Source organism: Mycobacterium paraseoulense (genome assembly GCF_010731655.1).
Taxonomy (GTDB): Bacteria; Actinomycetota; Actinomycetes; order Mycobacteriales; family Mycobacteriaceae; genus Mycobacterium; species Mycobacterium paraseoulense.
Genome location: NZ_AP022619.1, coordinates 887803 through 909905, shown reverse-complemented (window position 1 = coordinate 909905; position 22103 = coordinate 887803). Strand labels below are relative to the sequence as shown.

Sequence of the window (22103 nt, the reverse complement as noted above, 5' to 3'; positions counted from 1 at the left end):
TTCGTGAGAGCCGGAACGGACCGAGATAACGTGGTCTCCATCGGCTTGCTTCGTGAGAGCCTACGCGGTCGACACAAGTCCGGCCGCGCCGGTTCACCATCACCGGTCGATTGGCCCGACGACAACAAGCGCATGACGTCGACCGGGCGCGCAGCTGAGGGAACTAGCCGTCGACGTTGGAAACGTCGCCTTCTTCGCGCGGCGATAAACGCCGCGGGGAAACCGAATCGGCGTTTTCGGCGGCACTTCGACGTCGCGGAGCGGCCCGCCGCCCCGGCCGGGCCGAAAATGGGCGCTTTGTCCATTCCGGCGCACCCGGCGCCCGACCCCGCTGCCAGGCGTTTCTGGCCATCCGGTGGTGACGGCGGGCCGCCGGGGAACCGCGATGAACGTCGTCGCGCTGTTATCCCGGGCGCGAAATTGCTGCCGGAAAAGCGATACCAAACTGAGATGTCCCCGCGTCCAGATCGACATTCGGCCTATTCGCACGGTAAATTCCTGCCTGAGACGACGATCACATCCGACAAGGGGCAGGTATGACAGATCTGAGCGAGATGGTCCGGGCCTGGGGGCGCCGGCTTTTAGTCGGTGCGGCAGCGGCTGTCACCCTGCCGGGCCTGATCGGTCTTGCCGGCGGCGCGCCGACCGCGGGAGCGTTCTCGCGCCCGGGCCTGCCCGTCGAATATCTGCAGGTGCCGTCGGCGGGGATGGGGCGCAACATCAAGGTCCAATTCCAGAGCGGCGGCAACGGCTCCCCCGCGGTGTACCTCCTGGACGGCTTGCGCGCCCAGGACGACTACAACGGCTGGGACATCAACACCCCCGCCTTCGAGTGGTACTACCAGTCGGGCCTGTCGATCGTCATGCCCGTCGGTGGCCAGTCCAGCTTCTACAGCGACTGGTACAGCCCGGCGTGCGGCAAGGCCGGCTGCTCGACCTACAAATGGGAGACCTTCCTGACCAGTGAGCTCCCGCAGTACCTGGCCTCCAACAAGAGCGTCAAGTCCACGGGCAGCGCCGCGGTCGGCATCTCGATGGCCGGATCGTCGGCGCTGATCCTGGCCGCCTACCACCCGAACCAGTTCATCTACGCGGGTTCGCTGTCGGCCCTGATGGACCCCTCGCAGGGCATGGGACCCTCCCTGATCGGCCTCGCGATGGGTGACGCCGGCGGCTACAAGGCGAGCGACATGTGGGGCCCCTCGAGCGACCCCGCGTGGCAGCGCAACGACCCCTCACTGCAGATCCCCAAGCTGGTAGGCAACAACACCCGGCTCTGGATCTACTGCGGTAACGGCACACCGTCGGAGCTGGGCGGGGCCAACATGCCCGCCGAGTTCCTGGAGAACTTCGTACGCAGCAGCAACCTGAAGTTCCAGGACGCCTACAACGCTGCCGGCGGCCACAACGCGGTGTTCAACTTCAACGCCAACGGCACCCACAGCTGGGAGTACTGGGGAGCGCAGCTCAACGCCATGAAGCCGGACCTGCAGGGCACCCTGGGTGCCACCCCCGGCGGCGGCGGATAGCCTCACCTGCCCCGAGGTCGCTACTGCGCCCGACGACGACGCCGTCGGGCGCAGTAGCACGTCATGGCCCTTTGTACCCAGCCGTTCAACTCGCCCTGGGGAACTGGTCGGTGACATCGGTCCACGTCGCCGCGTCCCGGCGATGGTCGTTCATGTTCCGGCACTCACCGTAGACGCGTAGGACGCCCAGCCGGGGTTCGTCGTCGTGGCGGTAAACGATCACGGTGACGGCATCCTTGGTGAGCGTCTTGGCGAACGCGTGGTTGTTGGGCGGCAGGCCCTCGGTCCAGCCGTGCTCGGCCAGCGTCGCCGCGATGCGGGTGAAGTACGTGTCGGCGGGTGCCCCCGCCGGCAGCGAGAAGGTCAGGTATATCGAGCCTTGATACGGCGGGTCGTCGCGGTCTTTGCAGGACATCAGCGAGTACCCGGCCGACGAAGTCTGCAGGCCCGTCGTGCTCACTACGCTCTGGGCCGACTGGACGGCCTGAGCCCGCGACTGCTCGTCGTTCACCGGGCTGGCGGGATGCTCGAGCGCGTCGCCGGGCGTCGAATGGAGGCGATCGATGAGCAGGAACGCCGCGCCCAGCAGCAAGGGGATCGCCAGCGCAAGGGCCATCAGCGCGCGAATTCGCTTCGAGCGCAACGACTTCCCGCGCTTCCCGCCGACCCGGCGCGGGCCGCGGCTGCCCGTTGACGACGACATCAGCAATTCAGGCTAACTCCCCCCGTGGCTGCCGCAGAATCATGGTCATGGCCAACCGCCGCACCACGCTCGTCGCCCGCTGCTGCGGCGGCGTGGTCGTCGGGCTGGCGATTCTGGCGGCACCGCCGGCGAGAGCGGACGGGACGAGCTCACTGACCAAGTTGGTCGACGCCGCCGCGCAGCGCCTACAGATCGCCGAGCCGGTGGCGGCCTTCAAGTGGACCACCCACGGGGTCGTCGAAGACCAGGGCCGCGTCCAGCAAGAACTCGCGAAAATGGCCGCCCAGGCCTCGGCCCAGCACATCGACCCCGATTACGTGACCTCGGTCTTCGGCGACCAGATCAGCGCGACCGAAGGCATCGAATACAGCCGGTTCGCACAATGGAAGCTCGATCCGGGATCGGCCCCGACCGAGTCGGCCGACCTGTCGGCGTCGCGGTCAGCGATCGACGACCTCAATCAAGTGATGCTGTCCCAGGTGGTGGCCCACTGGGACCTGCTGCATTCGCCGGCGTGCGCCGCGCAGCTCGACGTCGCCAGGCGCGACGTGGTCCGCGGGCGCGGCCTCGACGGCCTCTATCAACGGGCGCTGGCGTTAGCAACGCGGTCATATTGCCAGCAATAATTTAGTTTTTCCTCATCGGTTTCTAACACTTTCTTTTGGCTCCGCGAAAAGGCCGTTTTCGCAGATAGACGGCATATCTCGCGGCATTTTCGAATAGGTAACGCTTTGGCCACAGCGGCCGAAATCCATGACATGAAAATTCTCTGCAAGCCTCTCGTCAAGTCCCTGGCGGTCGGCGGGTTCGTTGCAGCGTCGATAGCTTCGTCCACCGGTGTGGCCACCTCGGCCCCCACGCCCAACTGGGACGCGATCGCCCAGTGCGAGTCCGGTGGCAACTGGCACGCCAACACCGGAAACGGTGAATACGGTGGGCTCCAATTCAAGCCTGGCACCTGGGAACGGTACGGCGGTGTCGGCAACCCCGCAGCTGCGTCCCGGGAGCAGCAAATCGCCGTCGCCAACCGGGTTTTCGCCGACCAAGGGGTCGAGGCGTGGCCGAAGTGCGGCACCGCCTCGGGCCTGCCGATCGGGTGGTACTCCCACCCCGCGCAGGGCATCAAGGAGATCATCAACGGGCTGATCCAGGCGGCGACCCCACACTGACGATCAACCCCCCTCGCGCGCTATGACCGAACCGGAAGCTGTGTTTGGATCAGGCCATGGAAGGTTCGGCCACCGTTCACATGGCGGCGTCTGCGGACAAGATCTGGGATCTGATCGCACACGTCGGCAACATCGGGCGGTTCTCCCCCGAGGTGTTTGAGGCCGAATGGCTGGGCGACGCGAGCGGCCCGGTCCTTGGCGCCAGATTCCGCGGTCATGTGCGGCGTAACGAGATCGGGCCGGTGTATTGGACGACGTGCGAGGTCACCGCGTGTGAACCGGGCCGCGAATTCGGCTTTGCGGTGCTGCTCGGCGACCGGGCGGTCAACAACTGGCACTACCGATTGGCGCCCAGCGGTGGCGGCACGGACGTGACCGAGTCTTTCCGGCTCAACCCCGCGCCGTGGATCGGCCTCTACTGGCTGTTCGGTGGTTTTCTGCGCAAGCGGCGCAACGTCCGCGACATGACCAAAACCCTGAACCGCATCAAAGATGTGGTCGAGGCGGACTGACGCGTCGTGAAATCGGTCTTCATCACGGGCGCGGGCAGCGGCATGGGCCGGGAGGGCGCAAAGCTGTTCCACGCCAAGGGCTGGCGGGTCGGCGCCGTGGACCGCAACGCCGAGGGCCTGACCACCCTGCAACAAGAACTGGGTGGCGAGCGGCTGTGGACCCGCCAGGTCGACGTGACGGACAGGGCGGCGCTGGAGGGCGCCCTGGCCGACTTCTGCGCCGACGACCGCGGCCTCGACATGATGTGGAACAACGCCGGCATCGGTGAATCCGGGTGGTTCGAGGACGTGCCATACGAGGCCGCCATGCGCGTCGTCGACATCAATTACAAGGCGGTGCTCACCGGCGCCTACGCATCGTTGCCGTACCTGAAGAAGGCGCCCGGCAGCCTGATGTTCTCGACGTCGTCCTCGTCGGCGACGTACGGCATGCCGCGCCTGGCCGTGTATTCGTCGACCAAGCACGCGGTCAAGGGCCTGACCGAGGCGCTGAGCGTGGAGTGGCAGCGACACGGGGTGCGGGTCGCGGACGTGCTGCCCGGCCTGATCGACACGGCAATCCTGACCACGACGACCAACCACTCCGACGGCGGCACGCCCATGACGGCGGCGGAACTGCGCGCCGCCGCGCCCAAGAAGGGCATGCTGCGGTTGATGCCGGCCAGCAGTGTGGCGGAAACGGCATGGCAGGCTTACCACAACCCGAAGCGGTTGCATTGGTACGTGCCCCGGGGCATCCGGTTGATCGACTTGTTCAAGGGGCTGAGTCCGGAATTCGTGCGACGCAGCATCGTCAAGTCGCTGCCCGCGCTGATGCCGAAGCGGCAGTAAGGAGGTCGGCTGGTGCAAAATCGCTTGCTCACAGTCGTTTTGGTCCTGGCGGCGGTGGTCAGCGTCGCCGGTTGCGGCGGTGCGCAGACGGTACCCCGAAAAGCGGCCCGCCTGACCATCGACGGCGCCACCCACACCGCACGCCCTCCGGCGTGCAGCCAGACCCAGCAGTACCGCACCATCGACATCAAGGACCGTGACGGCGGCGTCGAGGCGGTCGTTCTGACCAGTGGTTACCGGGTGATGCCCCAGTGGGTGAAGATCCGCAACGTCGACGGGTTCACCGGCAGCTTCTGGGAAGGCGGCGTGGGCGACGCGCACGCCGACGTCACCAACGACGCGTACACGATCACCGGCAGCGCTTACGGCATCAACAGCAGCAACCCCAACAAAACCGTGACGACAGAATTCAAGATCATCGCGGAGTGCTGACCCGGCCGGGGGTTCGGGCCTAGGCTCGGGGGCATCGATCGATGGAGGGGCCGGTGAAGGAACGATTGCACTGGTTGGCGATGCACGGGTTCATCCGGGGCGTCGCGACGCTCGGGGTCCGGCGGGGTGACTTGCACGCCAGGCTGATCGCCGACCCCGGGGTGGCCGAAAACCCGGCGCCCTTCTACGACGAACTTCGGGCCGCGGGGCCGTTGGTCAAGGGCCGCGTCAGTTACCTCACCGCCGACCATGCGCTCGCCCACGAGTTGCTGCGCTCCGACGACTTCCGCGTGCTGGTGTTCGGCGCGAACCTGCCGCGGCCGTTGCGCTGGCTGGAGCGCCGCACCCGCGACGACCTGCTGCACCCGCTCCGCGCGCCGTCGCTGCTCGCCGTCGAGCCGCCAGACCACACGCGCTACCGCAAGACGGTCTCGGCGGTCTTCACCCCCCGGGCGGTCGCCGCGTTGCGGGATCGGGTCGAGCAGACCGCGGCCGAACTGTTGGATTCGCTGGCCGCCGAGTCGGGCGGCTCCCAGGTCGTCGACATCGTCGGCCGGTATTGTTCGCAGCTTCCGGTCGCCATCATCAGCGACATCCTCGGCGTCCCCGAGCGGGAACGGCCGCGCGTCCTGGAATTCGGTGAACTCGCCGCACCGAGCCTGGATATCGGGCTGACGTGGCAGCAGTACCGCCGCGTGCAGCGCGGACTCGCCGGCTTCAGCTCCTGGCTCGCCGGGCACCTGAGCCAGTTACGGCGCGCACCGACCGACAACTTGATGAGCCAGCTGATCCAGATAGCCGAAAGCGGCTCGGCAGAAACCTATTTGGACGCCAGCGAGCTCCAAGCGATCGCCGGGCTGGTCTTGGCGGCCGGCTTCGAGACCACGGTCAACCTGCTGGGCAACGGGATTCGCATGCTGCTGGATACTCCCGATCACCTCGACACATTGCGCCGACGGCCCGACCTGTGGCCCAACGCCGTCGAGGAGATACTGCGGCTGGAGTCGCCGGTGCAGCTGACCGCCCGGATGGCGCGGGGCGAGGTCGAGCTGGCCGGCGAGCGGCTGGACCGGGGCGACTTGGTGCTCGTCTACCTGGCCGCCGCCAACCGCGACCCCTCCGTCTTCGACGAACCGCACCGCTTCGACATCGAAAGAGCCAACGCGGGAAGACATCTTGCGTTCTCCGGAGGCCGGCACTTCTGTCTGGGCGCGGCGCTGGCGCGCGCCGAGGGCGAAGTCGGACTGCGGACCTTCTTCGAACGTTTTCCCGAGGTGCGCGCGGCGGGCGCCGGCAGCAGGCGCGACACGCGCGTGCTGCGGGGCTGGTCGTCGCTGCCGGTGGCACTGGGGCCGGCGCGGTCGATGGCCCGCGTGACCGGCTAGGGCTGCACTGCGCCGTACCGCCACCGCGCCACCGGAAAGCAAACAGCGCCAGAATGATCGCCGTCGGCACGGCGCCCGCGGCGAAGACCGCCAACTGCCAGGCCCGCCCGAGAGCTTTAGCGGCGAGGCCTTCGCCGCGGATCACCTCGTCGCCGGCCGCCGTCCCGGCGACGCAACCGCGGTTCTTCGCCCACAAATCGTCATGCACCAGCCGGTGGCCGTGGCCGCCCACCCGTTCGCGACACTCGTGGCCGGCGTCCCCGAATCCGTAAGATCCCGGCGGGCGTTGCGCCGACGGCCAAGGCGATCAGGGTCGTTGTCCGTCGGCTCACGGATTTCATCCCCTACCGTCTCGGCGGTGTTGACACCCGTCCGGTTACCGAGTTTATTTGCGCTATGACAGACGTTTCTATGATCTCGGTCGAGGATGTCGTCCTCGGTTTGTGGCAGGCACTCTCCCGGCGGGACTGGGACGCGGTCAAGACCTTCCTGTCCGATGACTGCCTCTACGTCGACATGCCGGTTCCGGCCTTGTCGGCGCGCGGACCGGAAGACATCGTCAAGCGGCTCAAGATGGGCCTCGAGCCGCTGGCGGGCTACGAAAACCACGACGGTGTGCTGGTGTCCAACGGTTCCGACGTCATGTACGAGCATTCCGAGACGTGGACGTTCACGTCGGGCGAGCAGGGTGTGCTGAGATTCGTCACGGTCCACGAGGTCGCGGACGGCAAGATCACCGTCTGGAAAGACTATTGGGACATGAACAGCCTGGTGGCCTTCGCTCCCCCGAACCACTTCGAGAACCTGGCGAGCGCGGACACTAGCTGGGTGTTTGACGCCACAGGGATGGTCTGACGCCCTTCTGCAAGCCCTGCGCTTCGCACCAAGAGTTGTCGGTATCGACCGGCTGGGCCGCAATGCAGCCGGCCGCCATCGAACAACGTCTTCAAAATCTGTACGACAAGTTTCGCTATCCCTGCCGACGGTAATCGCCGGGTCCGTCTGGCCAACGAGGCCCTCCGACGCGGGGCGGTCACGCTCGCGATGCTGCGCGACGACGGTACTCGAGACGGGTAACCGCGGCGCCACAGCAGAGATTTCGGGTGCGGTCGTCTGACAACTTCAGGGCGGGCGCCTCAACCGACGCTGGTCGCACTCGATCACGCCATTGCTTGCTGAATGGATAGGAAACCCTATCTCTAGAGGCAGCCCAATCTGGCTTCCCGGCCATTCCGGAAGCAGTGCCTCGTCCATGACCATTTCCTTATGAATTCGTCGTGAACTAGGCCACGACAATGCACATGACCGAAGGAAGCCAACGAGGTGAATGCCATGACCGCCAGTAACATCCGCCCGTCGACAGCCGTCGACCAGCAGAACCCTCTCCGGTCGGCGCTCTCCACGGGCTTCCGGGTCGCCTTCATCGTGACCGTGACCCTGGGCACCTTGGCGGGGACCGGGCTGGTCCTGTGGCTGTTGAAAGCGCTCGCGACGAGCAGGTACGGCGTCTACTTCGGGGTCTAGCCCGAAGTGATCTCGGCATCTTGAGGAGGTCCCGTGTTGAAGTCGGATATCGCGGTTGTGCTCGCCCTGTGCGCCGCGCTGGCATCCGCGATCGGCGCGGTGAGCCGTCAACAGTCCGCGCATGAGGTCACCGACGGACCAGTCGGCCACTGGGAGTTGTTCCGCATGTCGTTGCGCGACTCCCGGTGGTGGCTCGGCGGCGGGGGAGCCGTTGCCAACTACAGCCTGCAAGCCGCCGCGCTGGAGCTCGGGTCGGTGATGTTGGTGACGGCGCTGCAGGTGACGGCGCTGCTCTTCGCCCTGCCGGTCAATGCGCGGCTGACCCATCAGCGGGTGACCCGCTGGCAGTGGATGTGGGCGACGGTGCTCGCCGTCGCTTTGGCGATGGTCGTCACGGTTGGCGACCCGAAGGCCGGGCAGTCGCAGGGGTCGCTGACAACCTGGACTGTGGTGGCCCTGGTGTTGGGTCCGCTACTGGTGTGCTGTGTCCTGGGTGCGCGCATTTGGCCCGGTCCGCGGGCGGCTGTACTGCTGGCGGTGGTGGCCGGTTCGTCGCTGGCCCTGTTCGCGGTGCTAACCAAAGCTGTCGTCGCGGCGGCCGGACATGGTTTCGGGGCGCTGCTGTGCGCGCCAGAGTTCTATGTCTGGATACTGGCGGCGTTGGCGGGGATGATCTTTCAGCAGTCATCGTTTCGCGCGGGTGCGCTGACCGCCTCAATGCCGTCGGTGACCGTGGCCAAACCAGCGGTGGCATCGGTTCTGGGCATCGTGGTGCTCGGCGAGACCCTCAACGCCGATGGCGTGGGCATGATCGTCCTGGCGTCGGCCGTGATCGTGGTGATCGTCGCGATAGTGGCTCTAGCCCGCGGCGAGGCCCATACGGCGGCGCTCAGTAGCGAGCAAAACGCGGAGACCTCTGATCAGGCTACGGGGCCCGAGACGCTAACCCGGCCGCGCGTAACGTTCGGTCCGCGGCGCCATCGACACCTGTTCTTGGCGAGCGCAGCTGCTCGTGCCGCATGAGCGCTTCTACGCGCTGACGGTTCGGGAACCAGTTGCTGCCCGATCACATTGGGCGACAACTAGGTTGAGCCGATCACCGAGCGGACTAAACTGCTGCTATTTGGCCATAAATCTAGCTCCCGGCGCGTAAGGCAGATCGCCGCCCGTGCCGATTCGACTTCCATGATTCTCGGGGAGTTCGTTGCGTCCTACCGGGAACTCCTCCACTACCCGCCACTTGGCGATGTCCGTCTTGGTGCCAACACCGCGCCGCGGCCCGAGGTCTCACGAGGTGTGCCCGGACTGCTTCTTGGTCCACAACGGCGAGTGCCCATGATGCAATCGTGGTCATCGACGCGCCCGCGCAGTTGCTGACAGTCGGTAGGCGTCGGGGCCTATGAAGCAAAGAGTTCCGCAGCGATCTCTAGAAGCCGAGAACGAAAGTCTCGAGACGCTGGCGCCCAGGACGTTTGATTACTGCGGCTGGCGACTCTTGCGCGGCAGGCGGCTCGTCAGCTCTCTGACCGCCTACCAAGTACCGCGCCGATCGACCAGCTCCTCGGCGAGCGCAACGGGACGCTTTGGAAAGAAGCGCCATCAGCGCCTCCTCGCGGGAGTACGGTCGATGGCTAGTCGGGCGAACACGAAGCATTCTGGGGCGGTTCGATGCAGCTTGTCTGGCTCAGCGTCGCCGATCTGATCGGCCAGGCTGGCGGTGATCCCTGGGAAATCAACCGAAGCCTGCAGGCCGGGAGCCCTTTTCAAATTTCCCAATTGGCGGAAGCCTTCCATGCCGCCGGCCGATGCTCCGCTGAAGCCGAGCACGCATTCGAGCAAGCCCGTAATCGCTTCGACGCGGCCTGGAATCACCAGGATGGTGATCATCCAATCAACGGCTCGGCCGAAGTGCAGCGCCTCACCAAATCCCTTGGCATTCAGACCGAACAGCTTCCGAAGATCGGCTGGGACCTAGAAAACATCGCCGGCATGCTGGCCGCGGCGCAAAAGGAAGGCGCCGGAGAGATCGCCACACTAGAACGGCAATTGCAGCTGCTCGACAAACTCATCGGCGCGGCTAAGAAGGACTTACAGCAGTCCTTGGACCCGAAGAGCCGGGTCCAGTTGGAGTCATTAATCAACGACGCGAAAGCCGACGCCGCCGACGACACCCGCGATGCTCTTAACCAGATGAAATCGATTCGCGACGTCTACACCAGATCGCTGCGTCAAGCCCAAGCTAACGGAAACCTCACTCCCCAGGATGCTCAAGCGGTCAGCGAGTTCAAGCCTGCTGGTTTCGGGGACGGACAGGGGCCTGCCCCCGATCCTCGGATCACTGGTCCCGCCGGCCCACCCCGACATGAGCAGAACACCTATGACCTACAGGACCAGTTCCAAGATGGCCAAGGCCCCACCTTCGGGGGTGATCCGCGAGACGGCTTTCCACGCAGTCCGGCTTCGGAACTCGCCCAAGGACCCCCGGGCACGCGGCCACTTCCCACCGGAACAGCGCTTGGACCTGACGGCCACCGGTACGCGTTCTTCAGCCACCCGGACGGGAGTGTCCAAGATGGGGTCAACGAGTACGCAACGAATGGATCGGTGTGGGATTACACCGACCCTGCACACCCCGTCAAAGTCGGTGACCTGCCCGGGATTTACCAAGCGAGCGGTGTTTACGATCCCGCCACCAAACAGATGGTCATCATCGGCAACACCAGCAACCGAGTAGGTGATACCAACCGGGGTTTATGGGTGTCGGGACCCATCGATCCGTCGAAACCGAATAGCTGGGTCAATTCGTTGCAGCGCGTCGGCAATGTCAGCCTGCCCGGTGACCGCGAGAGCCAAGTAGTTGCCCTTCAGGGCGGCGGCTTCATGCTTGTCGGCGCAACCAACGGCGGACCCGTGCAGGCCATAACCGCCGCAACCCCACAAGGACTGATGGGCGCCACGCCCCAAACGCTGATCGGCCCCGACAAGCTTCCGACCGTCTACGGCCCCACCGTGACCGGCACATCCCTCAACCCGGCGACTGGGCTGGAGACTGTTCAGCTGAGAGTCAGCACATGGCCGCCAGGGCCGATCTACGATCCCAACACGTGGACGACCAGCTTCGGCGTCCAACACTAGGAAGGCGACACGGGGTGCTAGGCAAGGTAGCCATAGCGGTGATGACGGGGGTCGTTGCGGTTCTGGGGCTGGGTTGTTCGCGCTCCACACCCGGCGTCGCTACGGCCACGCCTCCACAGTTTCCCGACCTGAACTCGTTTCAACCCGTCGATCCCGGCCCCTATACCTCCGCCGCCCGCGCTGGTGGCGCCACCTACTTCGCCACCCCTGACGGGCTGCAGTGCATCTTGCCTAATCCGGCCAAGCCGGCTGATCACGTCAGCGCAAGCTGTAATGGACCGCTACCTGGCTTGCCTGAGAACGCTCCAGTGGGCAGCGATGGCTGTTCGGTGATTGGATCACCAACATCGCTTCCGACGGACCTCGGCCCCTACACATTTCAGAAGGGCACAGGATGTCCAATCATCACCTCGCCGCTGCTCAAAGTCGGTCAAAAACTCACCAAAGCAGACATCACCTGCGTGGTGGGCGTCGGCCGTCTTACGGCTTGCATCGACCCAATCCTGAACCGAGGTTTTGTGCTCCAACCCTCAGGGTCGTGGACCTTCTAAGTACTCATAGCTGTCACATAACAGTCGGGGCTGGTTAGAGACGATTCGGATAGTAGGATTTCCACCATGGGCGGCAGTCGCGGATTGACTCTGGCAGCGGTTATTGGTGCCGTCGCCTTCGTATTCGCGCCTGCTGCTTGGGCCGATCCCAGCTCGCCGTCTTATGGACAAGGCAAGCAGGCCATTGAGGAGCAGGTCCAGCAGTACCACGTGCAATTGAACCCCAGCACCGACTTAGGCCAGTACTGCCAAAGAGTGATGATGAGCGATCTGAAGAGCGGGAAGATAGGCCGAGTCGACTCCCCGCCGGACTTCATCGCCGGTTGCCAGGACGAGGGTCGCACGCTCATCGCGTCGCCATGAAGCAGAGTCGCATTTGTTGCAGCAGCGCGTGCGCATCACCGGTAGTTGACGAGTTTTCGCTACACACCAGGAGCACGTCGAGTTGACCGTGCCGGCGCGATGATCGTTGCCGCCGGGCGGGTGGTCATCCTCGGCAACACGGCGAACGGACAGCGCGCGTTGTGGCAATCGGCACCTGTGGGCCAAAACTCCGCTTGGGACGCATGCCTTGACACCCAGCGGCCAGCACGGATTCGTGCTCAAGCCGTCGGGCAGCGCCGGATTCTGAGCCCGGCGCCGAGCGACTCCCGCTGCCCGGTTACGACTCGGCGAGTTTCTTGAGCCGCTTCAACGTATCGGCGAGCGTGCGGCCCACCTGGCGCACGGCGATCCGGTCGGCGATATAGCCGAGCAGCCCGCCCGGCGCCTGGTACGACAGGCGAAACGTCACCTTCGTCCGGCCGTCGCGGGCATCGCGTAGGCGTATCCGCCCGCGCAGCGTGATGCCGGTCAGTCCCACGAAGGCCAGGTCGCGGTCGTCGTCGAACTCGACCACCTCGATCAGCCCGCCGACCGGGACGGAGCCGATCTTCCAATGCACGGTGTAGCGGGCGCCGACACCGGACGGCTTGTCGTTCGACGACTCCCACCGCTCCAGATTGGTCATGAACGACGGGTAGCAGTCGGGGTCGCTGACGATCTTCCACACCGCGGAGCGGGGAGCGTTGATGACGCAACGGCGTTGGACGCGCATCAGCCGATCACCGGGAATCGCCGTTCGGCGGCCAGCCGATCGACCCCGCCCTGCAGGCTGGCCATCACCTTGTCGTGCACCGCCTGGTCGTCACCGTCGACCTCGATCGGGTCCTGGACCTCGATCACGATCTTGGTCGGCAGCGGAATGTGGCCCGCCAGGTCGCTGATGTTGAGCCCCCAGGGCAGCGCCAGCGATATCGGGACGCTTTTCAGCCGCAGCAACCGGTCGGCCATCAGCAACTTGGCCAGCCACTGCCCGCGGTTGAGGAACAACGCGCTTTCCTGGCCCCCGACGCTGGCGACGGGGACGATCGGCACCCCCGCCTCCCGGGCCAGCTTGACGTAGCCCATGCGCCCCCCGAAATCGACCTTGTGGCGTTCCCACGAGGGCCGGAACACCTCGTAGTCGCCGCCGGGGTAGACGAGCAGCGCGGCGCCGGAATCCAATGCGAGGCGGGCATTCTCGGGGTTGGCCGCGACCGTGCCGAATTTGCGCAGCCAGCCCAGCGGCGGTGCGGACACGACGAGGTTATGGGCCAATTGGTAGAAGGGCCGTTCGACGCCGAAATAGGAGCAGAAGGCCAGCGTGAACACGAAGGTGTCGGGCGGCACGTTGCCGCCGCTGTGGTTGCCGACGAGCAACACCGGCCCCTCGGCCGGAATGCGATGCATGCCCCGCACGTCCGCCCGGAAGTAGAACGACGCCAGCAGCCACGTTCCGGGGAGCTGGTCGCGGATGTAGTCCGGGTCCCGCTGGTCGAGGTCGGCCTTGGGCACCCACGACACGACTTTGTCGCGGGCCCAATCCAAGACACCCCTCGCGGTCGGCATAACCGCCCGTATACCCCGCCGTCGCCAGGGGTCAAACGCCGTAGAGCCCGGCGGCGTTGTCGTGCGCGATCAGGTCAACCACCCGGATCGCGTCACGCTCGCTCCAGTCGTCATCGGCAACGAAATCACCCAAAACGCGATGAATTGCCTTGCGCCACAATGCCGCACCGAGGAAATGGAGTTCGGCGGGGCCGAACCCGTCCGACGAATAGAGGATCTTGCCGAAGGGCGCCAGCTCCAGCAGCCGGGCGACGAATGCCGGTGCCCGCGCTCCGAGCTGGTTCACGCTCAACCCGCCGTCGACATAGACGTTGTTGAAGGCCTGCGCCAGATAGCCCGCCTCGCGCTCGTAGGGGTAGCAGTGCAACAACACGATCGGGGTGTCCCCCGACCGCCGCAAGAAGTCGAGCAACAGCAGCGGGTTGGTCTTGTGGAGGTCGCAGTCACGGTCGCCGAGTCCCACGTGGAACTGCAGCGGCTTGCCGAGCCGCAGCGCGCGATGCAACCCGAAACGCAGCAGCACCCGGTCCCGTAACCGGATACCGCCGTCGTCGCGCCACCGGCCGGCGGCCTCGGCGACCTGCCCGGCCGACGGTTCGCTCAGGTCCCCCTCAAACCCGCCCCGGTAGGCCAGGATCGACTTGGTGCCGACCGCGCTCGCCGCGCGCCGCTGAAGGATGTCGTCGAACGCCGCCGCGTAGTCGCCCGGCGTGCGCGCGGCCTGCTCGGCCACCTCCTCTAAGCGAACGACCTCGTGCGCGCGGCCGCCGGACAGTTCGGCCATGCGGGCCAGGCTCGCGGTGTCGGCGGCTATCCCGGTATCCACCAGCCAATCGCTCACTCCCGCCGCCGGCAGGAATGTGCGGGCCAGTTCCGTCTCGCTGAGCCGGCTGCGGTGCTCCCAATAGGATTGCGGATCAACGTGTTTGGGCAGGCCCAAGACGGGCCCGCAGTGGGCGCGCACCGCGAAGCCGAGTTGCGAGTCGAAACCCGAGCCCACGATGGGTTCGGTGTTCGCCTCGTTGAGCGCGTTCTCGAACCGCCGCAGATCCCCCGCCGCCGACCAGCAACCGTGGACGTGTTGATCGATCAGCGTCACTTCGCCGATGTGCTGGGCCAGCGCGTCGGACGTCATCGCGGGACCCGTCACAGGCTCCAGGCCATGCGAAACTTGTCCGCAAGTTGCTCGGTGTCGAGGCCGCCGTAGCGTTCGTGTTCGAGACGGCGGACCGCAACCACCATGTCGACCGCGGCGTCGCCCAGAATGCCCCGCAGCAACTCCGAACGGTCCAGTGCGGCAATCACTTCGGCCTGCCCCCGATGCAGGCCGACGACGCCGTCGCGCACCCGGTCGGAATCGGACAGCGCCGTCGGGTCGATCGTGATCTCCGGTGGCAGCGCGGCCCGGCGTTTGATTCCATCCACCGCAAGCCCCAGGATCGCCGCCGACGCCAGGTAGGGGTTTGCGGAGGGGTCGACGATCTTCACCTCGACGTTTCCCCCCCGGGGGTTGGCCGGACCACCCGCGATGAATCGCACCGCCGCCTCGCGGTTCTCGGTCCCCCAGCACGCATACGCGCCGGCCCAATTGCCGGGCTGCATCCGTAAGCCGGACACGATCGAGCCGCACAGGACGCCCTGCGCCTCCGGCAGTCCGGCAACCACCCCCGCCACCGCGCTCTCCCCCGCCGCCGTCATGCCCCGGGCGCACGGGCCGTCGGAGAACAGGGGGCCCTCCGGCATGGTCAGCGAAAAATGTTGATGCGCACCGGATCCGACGCCACCGGCAAACGGTGCGGGTGACAGGCTGATGCGAACCCCATGGCGGCGGGCCACTCGCCCGACGATGAGCCGCACCAGCACCAGTTGGTCGGCGGCGGCGACCGGGGATTGTGGCGCCAGGGAGAGTTCGAACTGGTTCGGACCGTACTCGGGATGAAACTGCTCGATCGCGATTCCCGCCGCGGCCATCGACCGGACGACGTCCCGGACGAACGCTTCGTGCTCCAGGACGCCGGCGAGGCCGTACTGCGCCCACAACGTCGACGGGAGGCGGTCACCGTCGGGAGCGACGAGGAGAAATTCGACCTCGTGCCCGATCATCGCCTCGATCCCGGCTTCGCTGAGCGCGGCCTCGATCCGGCTCAGCGCGCCGCGGGCGCAGGCGGGGACGGGTGCACCGTCCTGGGAGAAAAACGCGGCGGGCGCCCACGCGAGCCCGTCGCCGACGATGCGCAGGGCCGAAAGGTCGATGCGGACGCGTTGGTCGCCGATCACGCCGACCTCGCCGGTGAAGGCGATACCGGTCTGGTCGATCGCGAAGGCGTGCCACGAGGGGCTGGCGCCGAGGCCGGGGTCGGCGAACGTGTTCGTCCGCCGGATCGGAACCGTCTTGGCCAGGGTGAGCCCGGCGGGGTTGACGACCGTGCCGATCACGGTGTCGACGCCCTCGGCCTCCAGGTGGGCGATCGCCGCGGCGGCAAGCGGTGTGCCGGTCATGGCAGCCATTGTGCAGGCTCGAGGCGGTTCCGCCGGCGAATTCAGTTCTGGCGGCCGAGCAGCTCGGTGACGAACCGATCGAGGAAACCGTCCAACGGCGCGCCGCCCGCCGGCCGAATGACGAATTTCGTCAGTCCCGCGTCGATGTAGGCGTCCAGTTGTCGGTGCAGCTGATCCCAGTCGGCGGCGATCAGCTCGGCGGGGTCGACGTCGGGCCGCCGGCTCCGGACCGCCGCGGCCAGGCCCGTGGGTAGCTCGCCGCCGGCGCCGTCCACCACGGCCAATGAGATCCCGAAGTGATCGGGATCGATGTGCCGGCCCGCTTGCGCCGCGGCCTGTTCGATCGCCTCCCGGCCCGCCCGCGCCTCCGCCGGGGTCAAGAAACTGCCCAACCAGCCGTCGGCCAGCGCGCCGATGCGCCGGAACGCCGCCGGCGCCGAGCCGCCCAACCAGATGTCCAGCGGCGGGTTCGGCCGCGGCATGACCGCGGCGCCACTGACGGTGAAATACCTGCCGCTGTAGTCGGCCGCATCCTCGACCAGCGCCGAGCGCAGCACCCGCAGCGACTCCTCGAACACCGCGGCCCGCTCTCCGTCGGGGACCACGAACACCTCACGTTCGGCCGGGATCGCCGACCGTAGGCCGAAGACGGGAAGGACCCGCTTGGGCGCCAGGGCCGCCAGGGAGGCCAATTGCTTGGCGACCAATACCGGGTGCCGCCCCGGAAGCACCGCCACCGAGGTGCCGACCTTCAACCGGGTCGTCCTGGCGAGCGCGTAGGCCATCCCCACCACCGGATCGACCGCCGGGGTGTATACCAGCTCGGAGAACCAGAGCGAGTCGACCCCGCTGGTCTCCAGGTGATCTACGATGGGGCCCAACTGATCTGGAGCGGTGTCCGCACCCAGGCCGACGCCGAAACGAATCTTCACCCACCGAGCAACACCGCGGTGCCGCGGTTTGTGCCCACGAATGCCCGCGGCGTGGGGTCGGCTATGCGCGGCTGGGGATGGTCAGCTTGCAGGCTTGGCCGATGTCGAGGGTCCGCAACACGCGGCCCATGCCGACCCACAGCGCGCACGACAGGGCCAAGTCGGCCAGCAACTCGTCGGAGAAGTGTTCGGAGCAACGGCTCCAGAAATCCTCGTCGTCGCGCAGCGCGGTGTGGTCGGTGGCGAATCGGTCCGCGAACTCGGCCGCCAGCCGCTCCTGCTCGCTGTAGCCGGGCCAGGTGCGCCACTCCCGGGCGTGGTCGTAGAGCTCTTCGTCGACACCGGCGGAGGGCCCGTCCTCGTCACGGGTGTTGACGCAGACGACGCATTCGTTGCGGTGGGCGATCACGGCGCGGGCCAGTTCGCGGGTGCGCAGCGGCAACCGGTTCTTGGTGTAGACCGCGTTGCTGAAGCCGCCGAGTGCGCCGCCGATGTCCGGAGACTTCGCGAACCAGCCGGCCAGGTCGTCGTCAGCAAATGTTCCGATTCGGCTCATGGCGTGATGGTACGCCCGGAGCGCCCGTTTCAGGGTGTGGGCACCGGGATCTTCGTGGTGGGACGGTCGTCGTTCCAGTCCCGTTGCGCCAGAACGCGACCCGCGACCCGATTCAGCGCCGCTTCGACCACGCGACGATCCGGCCGTCCGTCGAATCCCGGTGACCGGGCGAGCTTGTCGACCAGCCAGCCCACCAGCAGCGAGTGCACGTAGTCCACCTGCTGGGCCCCCGCGGGTGTCAGCCACAACTGGTTGCCGTCGCCCCGGGCGTATCCGGTCGCGATCAGGCGCGAGAAGGTGGGCTCCAAGACCTCGAACGGTATCCGTAGGTAGTCGGCGATGTCGGTGAGCCGGGCCGTGCCGTACATCTGTCCGTAGCGGTTGATGCGCAGGACGCCCCACAAGCCGGCCACGTCGAGTCGGCAGTCGGGCCGCATGGCGATGCTGCGCAATCGCATGCCGGGCACGCCGCGCAGCATGCGTTCGACCGCGCCCTCCAGCATCTGATCCGGGGTCTCGGTGTTCGGCATGCCGAACGCGTCGCCGAGATCGATTGTGCTGTCGTGCAGTTCCCGCAGGGGGACCTCCCGCAGGAACAACGCCAGCACGAACCCCACCAGCGCGACCGGAACCGCCCATCCGAACACGTGGGTGAGCGACTCGGAGTAGGCGGCGACGATCGGAGCGGCCGCCTCGCGGGGCAATCGGTGCAACGCCTCGGGCGACGCAGCGGCCGCGGCCGGCGCGCGGCTGGCCACCAGCGCCGGGCCGATCCGGCTGTGCAGGAAGTTCGTGAACAGTGAACCGAAGATGGCTGCGCCGAACGAGCTGCCGATCGTGCGGAAGAAGGTGACGCCGGAGGTCGCTACGCCGAGGTCGTCGAAGCCCACGGTGTTCTGCACGATCAGGACGAGCGTCTGCATGCACATCCCGATCCCGGCGCCCAGGATGACAAGGAAGAGCGATTGAACCAATACCGATGTCGACGGGTCCATCCGCGACATCAGAAAGAACGCCACGGCCATGACGGCGGTACCGGCGACGGGAAAGACCTTGTATCTGCCCGTGCGGCCGACGATGACGCCACTGCCCATCGAGGTGGTCAGCATCCCGAGCACCATCGGCAACGTGCGCAGGCCCGACGTGGTGGCCGAGACACCGTCGACGAACTGCATGTACGTCGGCAGGAAGGTCAGGGCGCCCAGCATCGCGAAACCGACCACGAAGGACAGGACGCAGCACACGGTGAACACCGGATTGCCGAACAGCCGGGTCGGCAGGATCGGCGCGGCGGCGCGGCTTTCCACCCAGGCGAAGAGGCACAACGCGATCACCGAGCCGGCGAACAGGCCGATGATCACCGGCGATCCCCACGGGTAGGTGGTGCCGCCCCAGCTGGTGGCCAGGGTCAGCCCGGTGGCGCCCAGGCCGACCAACAGGATGCCGGTGTAGTCGATGACCGGTTTGGTGCGGTCGGAGAGCGCCGGGATGGCGGCGGCCGCCACGAAGAAGACCACAACGGAGATCGGCACGTTGATCCAGAACGCCCAGCGCCAGGTGAAGTGGTCGGTGAAGTAGCCGCCGAGCAAGGGACCGATCACCGTGGTGACGCCGAATACCGCGCCCATCGCGCCCTGGTAGCGGCCGCGGTCCCGCAGCGGGATCACCTCGCCGATCAGCGCCATGGCGGTGACCATGAGCCCGCCGCCGCCGATGCCCTGCAGCGCTCGTGACGCGACCAGCATGCCCATCGAGCTCGAGAGCCCACACAGCACCGATCCGGCGACGAAGAATACGACGGCTGCCTGGAACACCCGTTTGCGACCGAACAGGTCACCGAACTTGCCGACGAGGGCGGTGATGATGGTCGAGGCGAGCAAGTAGCTGGTGACCACCCACGATTGATGGCCTGCGCCACCAAGATTGGCGACAATGGTGGGCAACGCGGTCGCCACGATCGTCTGGTCCAGGGCGGCCATCAGCATGCCGAGCAGGATCGCCACGAAGATGAAATTGCGTCGCTGCGGGTCGCCCAGCGCGCCGCTGGGCGCGGCGTCCGTCGATGAACTGCCTCGAATTGCTGCCGGGCTCGTCATGCCTGCCTTCCGTCGGCGACCGTTGCCCAGGGATGCCCACGGTTGACCAACGGCAATCTAACCGCGGCAGCGAAGTGGTCCGCGGAGCTTGATCCGCCTCCCCTAACCAGCGGAATCAACCCGCGCGCCGGCCTCTTGCTCGAGGCCGAAGACCTGCACCGGGGCTGACTTACCTTTCAGGGCGTGCGATCCCCGATCGATTAGTGCGGATGGTCGAGAACCCATGGCGTTGACGGACTGCCGGGTGAGAAGGATCGCATCGCCCGTGGTCTTGGTGAGCTGCTCGACGCGGGCAGCGACGTTGACGGTGTCACCGATCAGGGTGAACTCGAGCTTGCCTCCGCCGCCGATGGTGCCGGCGATCACCGCGCCGGTGTTGATGCCGATGCCGATCCGAAGTGTGCCGCCGAATCGCTCGGCGACACGACGCTGAATCAGCACCGCGGCGCCCACCGCGGCGTCGGCATGATTCGCAAGGTCGTTCGGCGCGCCGAACACCGCCAGTGCGCCGTCGCCGAGGAACTTGTTGACGTGCCCACCGGCGGCGACAACCGCAGGCACCACGATCTCGAACAGGGCATTGAGGCGGGCCACCGTGTCTTCGGCGGTATTCGCCTCGGCGAACGGCGTGAAGTCGCGGATGTCGACGAACATCACCGTCACCTGGCGCCGTTCTCCCGTGAACACATCGTCACCCTGCTCCAGCAGGCGCGCCGCCAGGGCTGGATCGACATAAGTGCCGAAGGCCGCGTGAAGTCGTTGCCGCTCGGCCAATCCCGCTTGCATGCGGTTGAAGGACGCCGCCAGTGCGCCGAGATCGTCGTCTTGAACCACCGGGAGGCGTTGGCTGTAGTTGCCGGCCGCAACACGTTCGGTTCCTGCAGCAAGGTCGCGAAGGGGTTGCAGGGACGGGGCGAACGAGGCGCCGACGGTGATCGGCACCGCGAAGATGAGCACCAAGCCACAACCGATGACGACGAGGAGGACGGGGGCTTCCCGGACCCGATCGATCGCGACTGCGAACAGCGCGCCGACAATGGCGAAAACGAACGCGGTCCCGAGTACGGTCACGTTCGACCACGCGGCGAAAGTCGGGCGAGAGCGGGGCATGGCGTCACCCATTCCGGTGTCACCGGCGAGAGCAACCCTGGCGGGCCGCAGGGCCCCTTCGGGGTAGCTGTGCACGGCGATCAGCACCACCGAAATTCCTGTGGCGGCGCCGAGTATCGCGAACTGGACTAATCGTGACCCGGTCGCCCCGGCGATGGCACCCACGATGAGGAACAACGCGGCGATGAAGACGGCGTTGGTCGCCACCCCCCGAGGCCCGGCCGTCCGGCTCCAGGCGTACGTGGCGTCCAGTGCCCTCGCCCGATCGACCTGGCGCCCGGCCGCCCACCGCTCAACAAGACGGCTTCCGCCCAGTCCGGGGAGATTGGTGACGTACACCATCACCAGCACGGTGCCAACGGTCACCGCGGCCGCCTCGACGTAGTGATCGGACCTCTCGAACGCGACGATCAGCAACGAGAAAGCGAGGTAGACCGACAGCAACTCGGAGACGCTGACCGCATAGATCGCCCACGAATATCGCGTCCCGAACCGATTCCATGCCCACTGCCAGATGCGATCCATGCCGGGAGACTAATCGGCCGGCTACCCTGCCATCCGAGTTTGAACGTGGCCGCTTCGAGAGGTGGACCCGCCCGAGACTGCAGCCAGTGCGATGTGGCCGGGCCTGACCGAGGCTTAGCTCGGCGGCCTCGAGACGCACTGCGCCGAGTAGAGCTCCACGCCGAGCTTGTCCATCAGCTCGAGCTGCGTCTCGAGGTAGTCGATGTGCTTTTCCTCGTCTGCCACGATCTCTTCCAGCAGATTGGCGCTGGTGGTGTCCTGCTTCTCGCGGCACATGATGATGCCGGGCTTGAGCCGGTCCATCACCTCGTATTCGATGGCCAGGTCCGCCTCGAACTGCTCGCGCAGCGTCTGGCCGATGCGCAGCGAAAAGAGGCGCTGGTAGTTGGGCAACCCGTCGAGCAGCAGAATGCGGTCGGTGATCGCCTCGGCGTGCCGCATCTCATCGAAGGACTCGGCCCGGGTGTGCTCGGCGAGCTCGGTGAATCCCCAGTTGTCCTGCATCTTGGAATGCAGGAAATATTGGTTGATCGCGGTGAGCTCGCCGGTCAACTGCTCGTTGAGCAAGCGCAAGACATCGGGATCCCCTTGCATGATCACTCCCCTACGTGACGTGTAAACGGTGGTCGTTCTCGGCCGCGGGCGGGGTGCGCGGGGCTGCGCGCACCTTGTCGGGCCGTAGTCG

General features: G+C 66.5%; 23 protein-coding genes and 1 pseudogene. 14 read left to right on the top strand and 10 right to left on the bottom strand.

The window, feature by feature from the left end; all coding sequences use genetic code 11:
• The first annotated feature begins 536 nt into the window (after positions 1-536).
• Positions 537-1529, top strand: coding sequence for a diacylglycerol acyltransferase/mycolyltransferase Ag85B (gene ag85B / locus G6N51_RS03880; RefSeq protein ID WP_083173074.1), 993 nt, complete (start codon positions 537-539; stop codon positions 1527-1529).
• A gap of 85 nt (positions 1530-1614) precedes the next feature.
• Here ag85B and G6N51_RS03875 read toward each other — a convergent pair whose 3' ends face one another.
• Positions 1615-2232, bottom strand: a complete 618-nt coding sequence (locus G6N51_RS03875; protein WP_174814291.1) for a hypothetical protein — start codon at positions 2230-2232, stop codon at positions 1615-1617.
• A 47-nt stretch (positions 2233-2279) separates the two neighbouring features.
• On the opposite strand from G6N51_RS03875, the gene G6N51_RS03870 reads away from it, so the two are divergent.
• From G6N51_RS03870 to G6N51_RS03810, 13 genes and pseudogenes are all read left to right on the top strand, one after another.
• Entirely contained in the window at positions 2280-2858 is a 579-nt protein-coding gene (locus tag G6N51_RS03870; protein ID WP_142275053.1) for a chorismate mutase, read from the top strand.
• 132 nt (positions 2859-2990) lie between these two features.
• Entirely contained in the window at positions 2991-3401 is a 411-nt protein-coding gene (gene rpfC / locus G6N51_RS03865; protein ID WP_232078186.1) for a resuscitation-promoting factor RpfC, read from the top strand.
• A gap of 38 nt (positions 3402-3439) precedes the next feature.
• Positions 3440-3913, top strand: a complete 474-nt coding sequence (locus G6N51_RS03860) for an SRPBCC family protein (protein ID WP_174814363.1) — start codon at positions 3440-3442, stop codon at positions 3911-3913.
• A gap of 6 nt (positions 3914-3919) precedes the next feature.
• Positions 3920-4744 carry an SDR family oxidoreductase gene (locus tag G6N51_RS03855; RefSeq protein WP_083173070.1) on the top strand — a complete coding sequence of 275 codons (825 nt, stop codon included), beginning with the start codon at positions 3920-3922 and terminating at the stop codon, positions 4742-4744.
• A 12-nt stretch (positions 4745-4756) separates the two neighbouring features.
• Positions 4757-5176, top strand: a complete 420-nt coding sequence (locus tag G6N51_RS03850) for a lipoprotein LpqH (RefSeq protein WP_083173069.1) — start codon at positions 4757-4759, stop codon at positions 5174-5176.
• Positions 5177-5229: 53 nt separating this feature from the next.
• Entirely contained in the window at positions 5230-6561 is a 1332-nt protein-coding gene (locus tag G6N51_RS03845; RefSeq protein ID WP_083173115.1) for a cytochrome P450, read from the top strand.
• Positions 6562-6972: 411 nt separating this feature from the next.
• Positions 6973-7416, top strand: a complete 444-nt coding sequence (locus G6N51_RS03840; protein WP_083173068.1) for a nuclear transport factor 2 family protein — start codon at positions 6973-6975, stop codon at positions 7414-7416.
• Between the two features lie 71 nt (positions 7417-7487).
• A pseudogene (locus G6N51_RS29020) lies at positions 7488-7638 on the top strand (FHA domain-containing protein); the annotation flags it as partial.
• Between the two features lie 255 nt (positions 7639-7893).
• Positions 7894-8085, top strand: coding sequence for a hypothetical protein (locus G6N51_RS03830; protein WP_083173067.1), 192 nt, complete (start codon positions 7894-7896; stop codon positions 8083-8085).
• 33 nt (positions 8086-8118) lie between these two features.
• A complete protein-coding gene (locus G6N51_RS03825; RefSeq protein WP_083173066.1) occupies positions 8119-9108 on the top strand; it encodes a DMT family transporter in 990 nt (329 codons plus the stop codon).
• A gap of 645 nt (positions 9109-9753) precedes the next feature.
• Positions 9754-11220, top strand: coding sequence for a putative alpha/beta hydrolase (locus G6N51_RS03820; RefSeq protein ID WP_083173065.1), 1467 nt, complete (start codon positions 9754-9756; stop codon positions 11218-11220).
• A gap of 41 nt (positions 11221-11261) precedes the next feature.
• A complete protein-coding gene (locus G6N51_RS03815; RefSeq protein ID WP_232078184.1) occupies positions 11262-11771 on the top strand; it encodes a hypothetical protein in 510 nt (169 codons plus the stop codon).
• 66 nt (positions 11772-11837) lie between these two features.
• Positions 11838-12134, top strand: a complete 297-nt coding sequence (locus tag G6N51_RS03810) for a hypothetical protein (RefSeq protein ID WP_083173063.1) — start codon at positions 11838-11840, stop codon at positions 12132-12134.
• Positions 12135-12432: 298 nt separating this feature from the next.
• Here G6N51_RS03810 and G6N51_RS03805 read toward each other — a convergent pair whose 3' ends face one another.
• The 9 genes from G6N51_RS03805 to bfr all read right to left on the bottom strand — a co-directional run bounded on the left by G6N51_RS03805 (position 12433) and on the right by bfr (position 22012).
• Entirely contained in the window at positions 12433-12867 is a 435-nt protein-coding gene (locus G6N51_RS03805) for an SRPBCC family protein (protein WP_083173062.1), read from the bottom strand.
• Complete coding sequence (locus G6N51_RS03800; protein WP_083173061.1) at positions 12867-13700, bottom strand: lysophospholipid acyltransferase family protein; 834 nt, start codon at positions 13698-13700, stop codon at positions 12867-12869. Before G6N51_RS03800 ends, G6N51_RS03805 begins: the two co-directional genes overlap by 1 nt.
• A gap of 31 nt (positions 13701-13731) precedes the next feature.
• Positions 13732-14835 carry an amidohydrolase family protein gene (locus tag G6N51_RS03795; RefSeq protein ID WP_083173060.1) on the bottom strand — a complete coding sequence of 368 codons (1104 nt, stop codon included), beginning with the start codon at positions 14833-14835 and terminating at the stop codon, positions 13732-13734.
• Between the two features lie 11 nt (positions 14836-14846).
• Positions 14847-16199 (bottom strand): type I glutamate--ammonia ligase, encoded by a 1353-nt coding sequence (locus tag G6N51_RS03790; RefSeq protein WP_083173059.1) that lies wholly within the window; start codon positions 16197-16199, stop codon positions 14847-14849.
• Positions 16200-16240: 41 nt separating this feature from the next.
• Entirely contained in the window at positions 16241-17131 is an 891-nt protein-coding gene (locus G6N51_RS03785; protein ID WP_083173058.1) for a TIGR03854 family LLM class F420-dependent oxidoreductase, read from the bottom strand.
• Between the two features lie 61 nt (positions 17132-17192).
• The gene (locus G6N51_RS03780) at positions 17193-17687 is read right to left on the bottom strand and encodes a carboxymuconolactone decarboxylase family protein (protein ID WP_083173057.1); all 495 of its coding nucleotides are present in this window, start codon (positions 17685-17687) and stop codon (positions 17193-17195) included.
• A gap of 29 nt (positions 17688-17716) precedes the next feature.
• Positions 17717-19783 (bottom strand): MDR family MFS transporter, encoded by a 2067-nt coding sequence (locus G6N51_RS03775; protein ID WP_083173056.1) that lies wholly within the window; start codon positions 19781-19783, stop codon positions 17717-17719.
• A 102-nt stretch (positions 19784-19885) separates the two neighbouring features.
• Positions 19886-21418, bottom strand: a complete 1533-nt coding sequence (locus tag G6N51_RS03770) for an adenylate/guanylate cyclase domain-containing protein (RefSeq protein ID WP_083173055.1) — start codon at positions 21416-21418, stop codon at positions 19886-19888.
• Positions 21419-21532: 114 nt separating this feature from the next.
• A complete protein-coding gene (gene bfr / locus G6N51_RS03765; protein WP_055405255.1) occupies positions 21533-22012 on the bottom strand; it encodes a bacterioferritin in 480 nt (159 codons plus the stop codon).
• Positions 22013-22103: the final 91 nt, after the last annotated feature.

What these genes read in the sequence shown, in the direction of transcription:
- ag85B (WP_083173074.1), top strand. Translation starts at nt 537, where the DNA reads ATGACAGATCTGAGCGAGATGGTCCGGGCCTGGGGGCGCCGGCTTTTA.
- G6N51_RS03875 (WP_174814291.1), bottom strand. Translation starts at nt 2,232, where the DNA reads ATGTCGTCGTCAACGGGCAGCCGCGGCCCGCGCCGGGTCGGCGGGAAG.
- G6N51_RS03870 (WP_142275053.1), top strand. Translation starts at nt 2,280, where the DNA reads ATGGCCAACCGCCGCACCACGCTCGTCGCCCGCTGCTGCGGCGGCGTG.
- rpfC (WP_232078186.1), top strand. Translation starts at nt 2,991, where the DNA reads ATGAAAATTCTCTGCAAGCCTCTCGTCAAGTCCCTGGCGGTCGGCGGG.
- G6N51_RS03840 (WP_083173068.1), top strand. Translation starts at nt 6,973, where the DNA reads ATGATCTCGGTCGAGGATGTCGTCCTCGGTTTGTGGCAGGCACTCTCC.
- G6N51_RS03830 (WP_083173067.1), top strand. Translation starts at nt 7,894, where the DNA reads ATGACCGCCAGTAACATCCGCCCGTCGACAGCCGTCGACCAGCAGAAC.
- G6N51_RS03820 (WP_083173065.1), top strand. Translation starts at nt 9,754, where the DNA reads ATGCAGCTTGTCTGGCTCAGCGTCGCCGATCTGATCGGCCAGGCTGGC.
- G6N51_RS03815 (WP_232078184.1), top strand. Translation starts at nt 11,262, where the DNA reads ATGACGGGGGTCGTTGCGGTTCTGGGGCTGGGTTGTTCGCGCTCCACA.
- G6N51_RS03810 (WP_083173063.1), top strand. Translation starts at nt 11,838, where the DNA reads ATGGGCGGCAGTCGCGGATTGACTCTGGCAGCGGTTATTGGTGCCGTC.
- G6N51_RS03805 (WP_083173062.1), bottom strand. Translation starts at nt 12,867, where the DNA reads ATGCGCGTCCAACGCCGTTGCGTCATCAACGCTCCCCGCTCCGCGGTG.
- G6N51_RS03800 (WP_083173061.1), bottom strand. Translation starts at nt 13,700, where the DNA reads ATGCCGACCGCGAGGGGTGTCTTGGATTGGGCCCGCGACAAAGTCGTG.
- G6N51_RS03795 (WP_083173060.1), bottom strand. Translation starts at nt 14,835, where the DNA reads ATGACGTCCGACGCGCTGGCCCAGCACATCGGCGAAGTGACGCTGATC.
- G6N51_RS03790 (WP_083173059.1), bottom strand. Translation starts at nt 16,199, where the DNA reads ATGACCGGCACACCGCTTGCCGCCGCGGCGATCGCCCACCTGGAGGCC.
- G6N51_RS03780 (WP_083173057.1), bottom strand. Translation starts at nt 17,687, where the DNA reads ATGAGCCGAATCGGAACATTTGCTGACGACGACCTGGCCGGCTGGTTC.
- G6N51_RS03775 (WP_083173056.1), bottom strand. Translation starts at nt 19,783, where the DNA reads ATGACGAGCCCGGCAGCAATTCGAGGCAGTTCATCGACGGACGCCGCG.
- G6N51_RS03770 (WP_083173055.1), bottom strand. Translation starts at nt 21,418, where the DNA reads ATGGATCGCATCTGGCAGTGGGCATGGAATCGGTTCGGGACGCGATAT.
- bfr (WP_055405255.1), bottom strand. Translation starts at nt 22,012, where the DNA reads ATGCAAGGGGATCCCGATGTCTTGCGCTTGCTCAACGAGCAGTTGACC.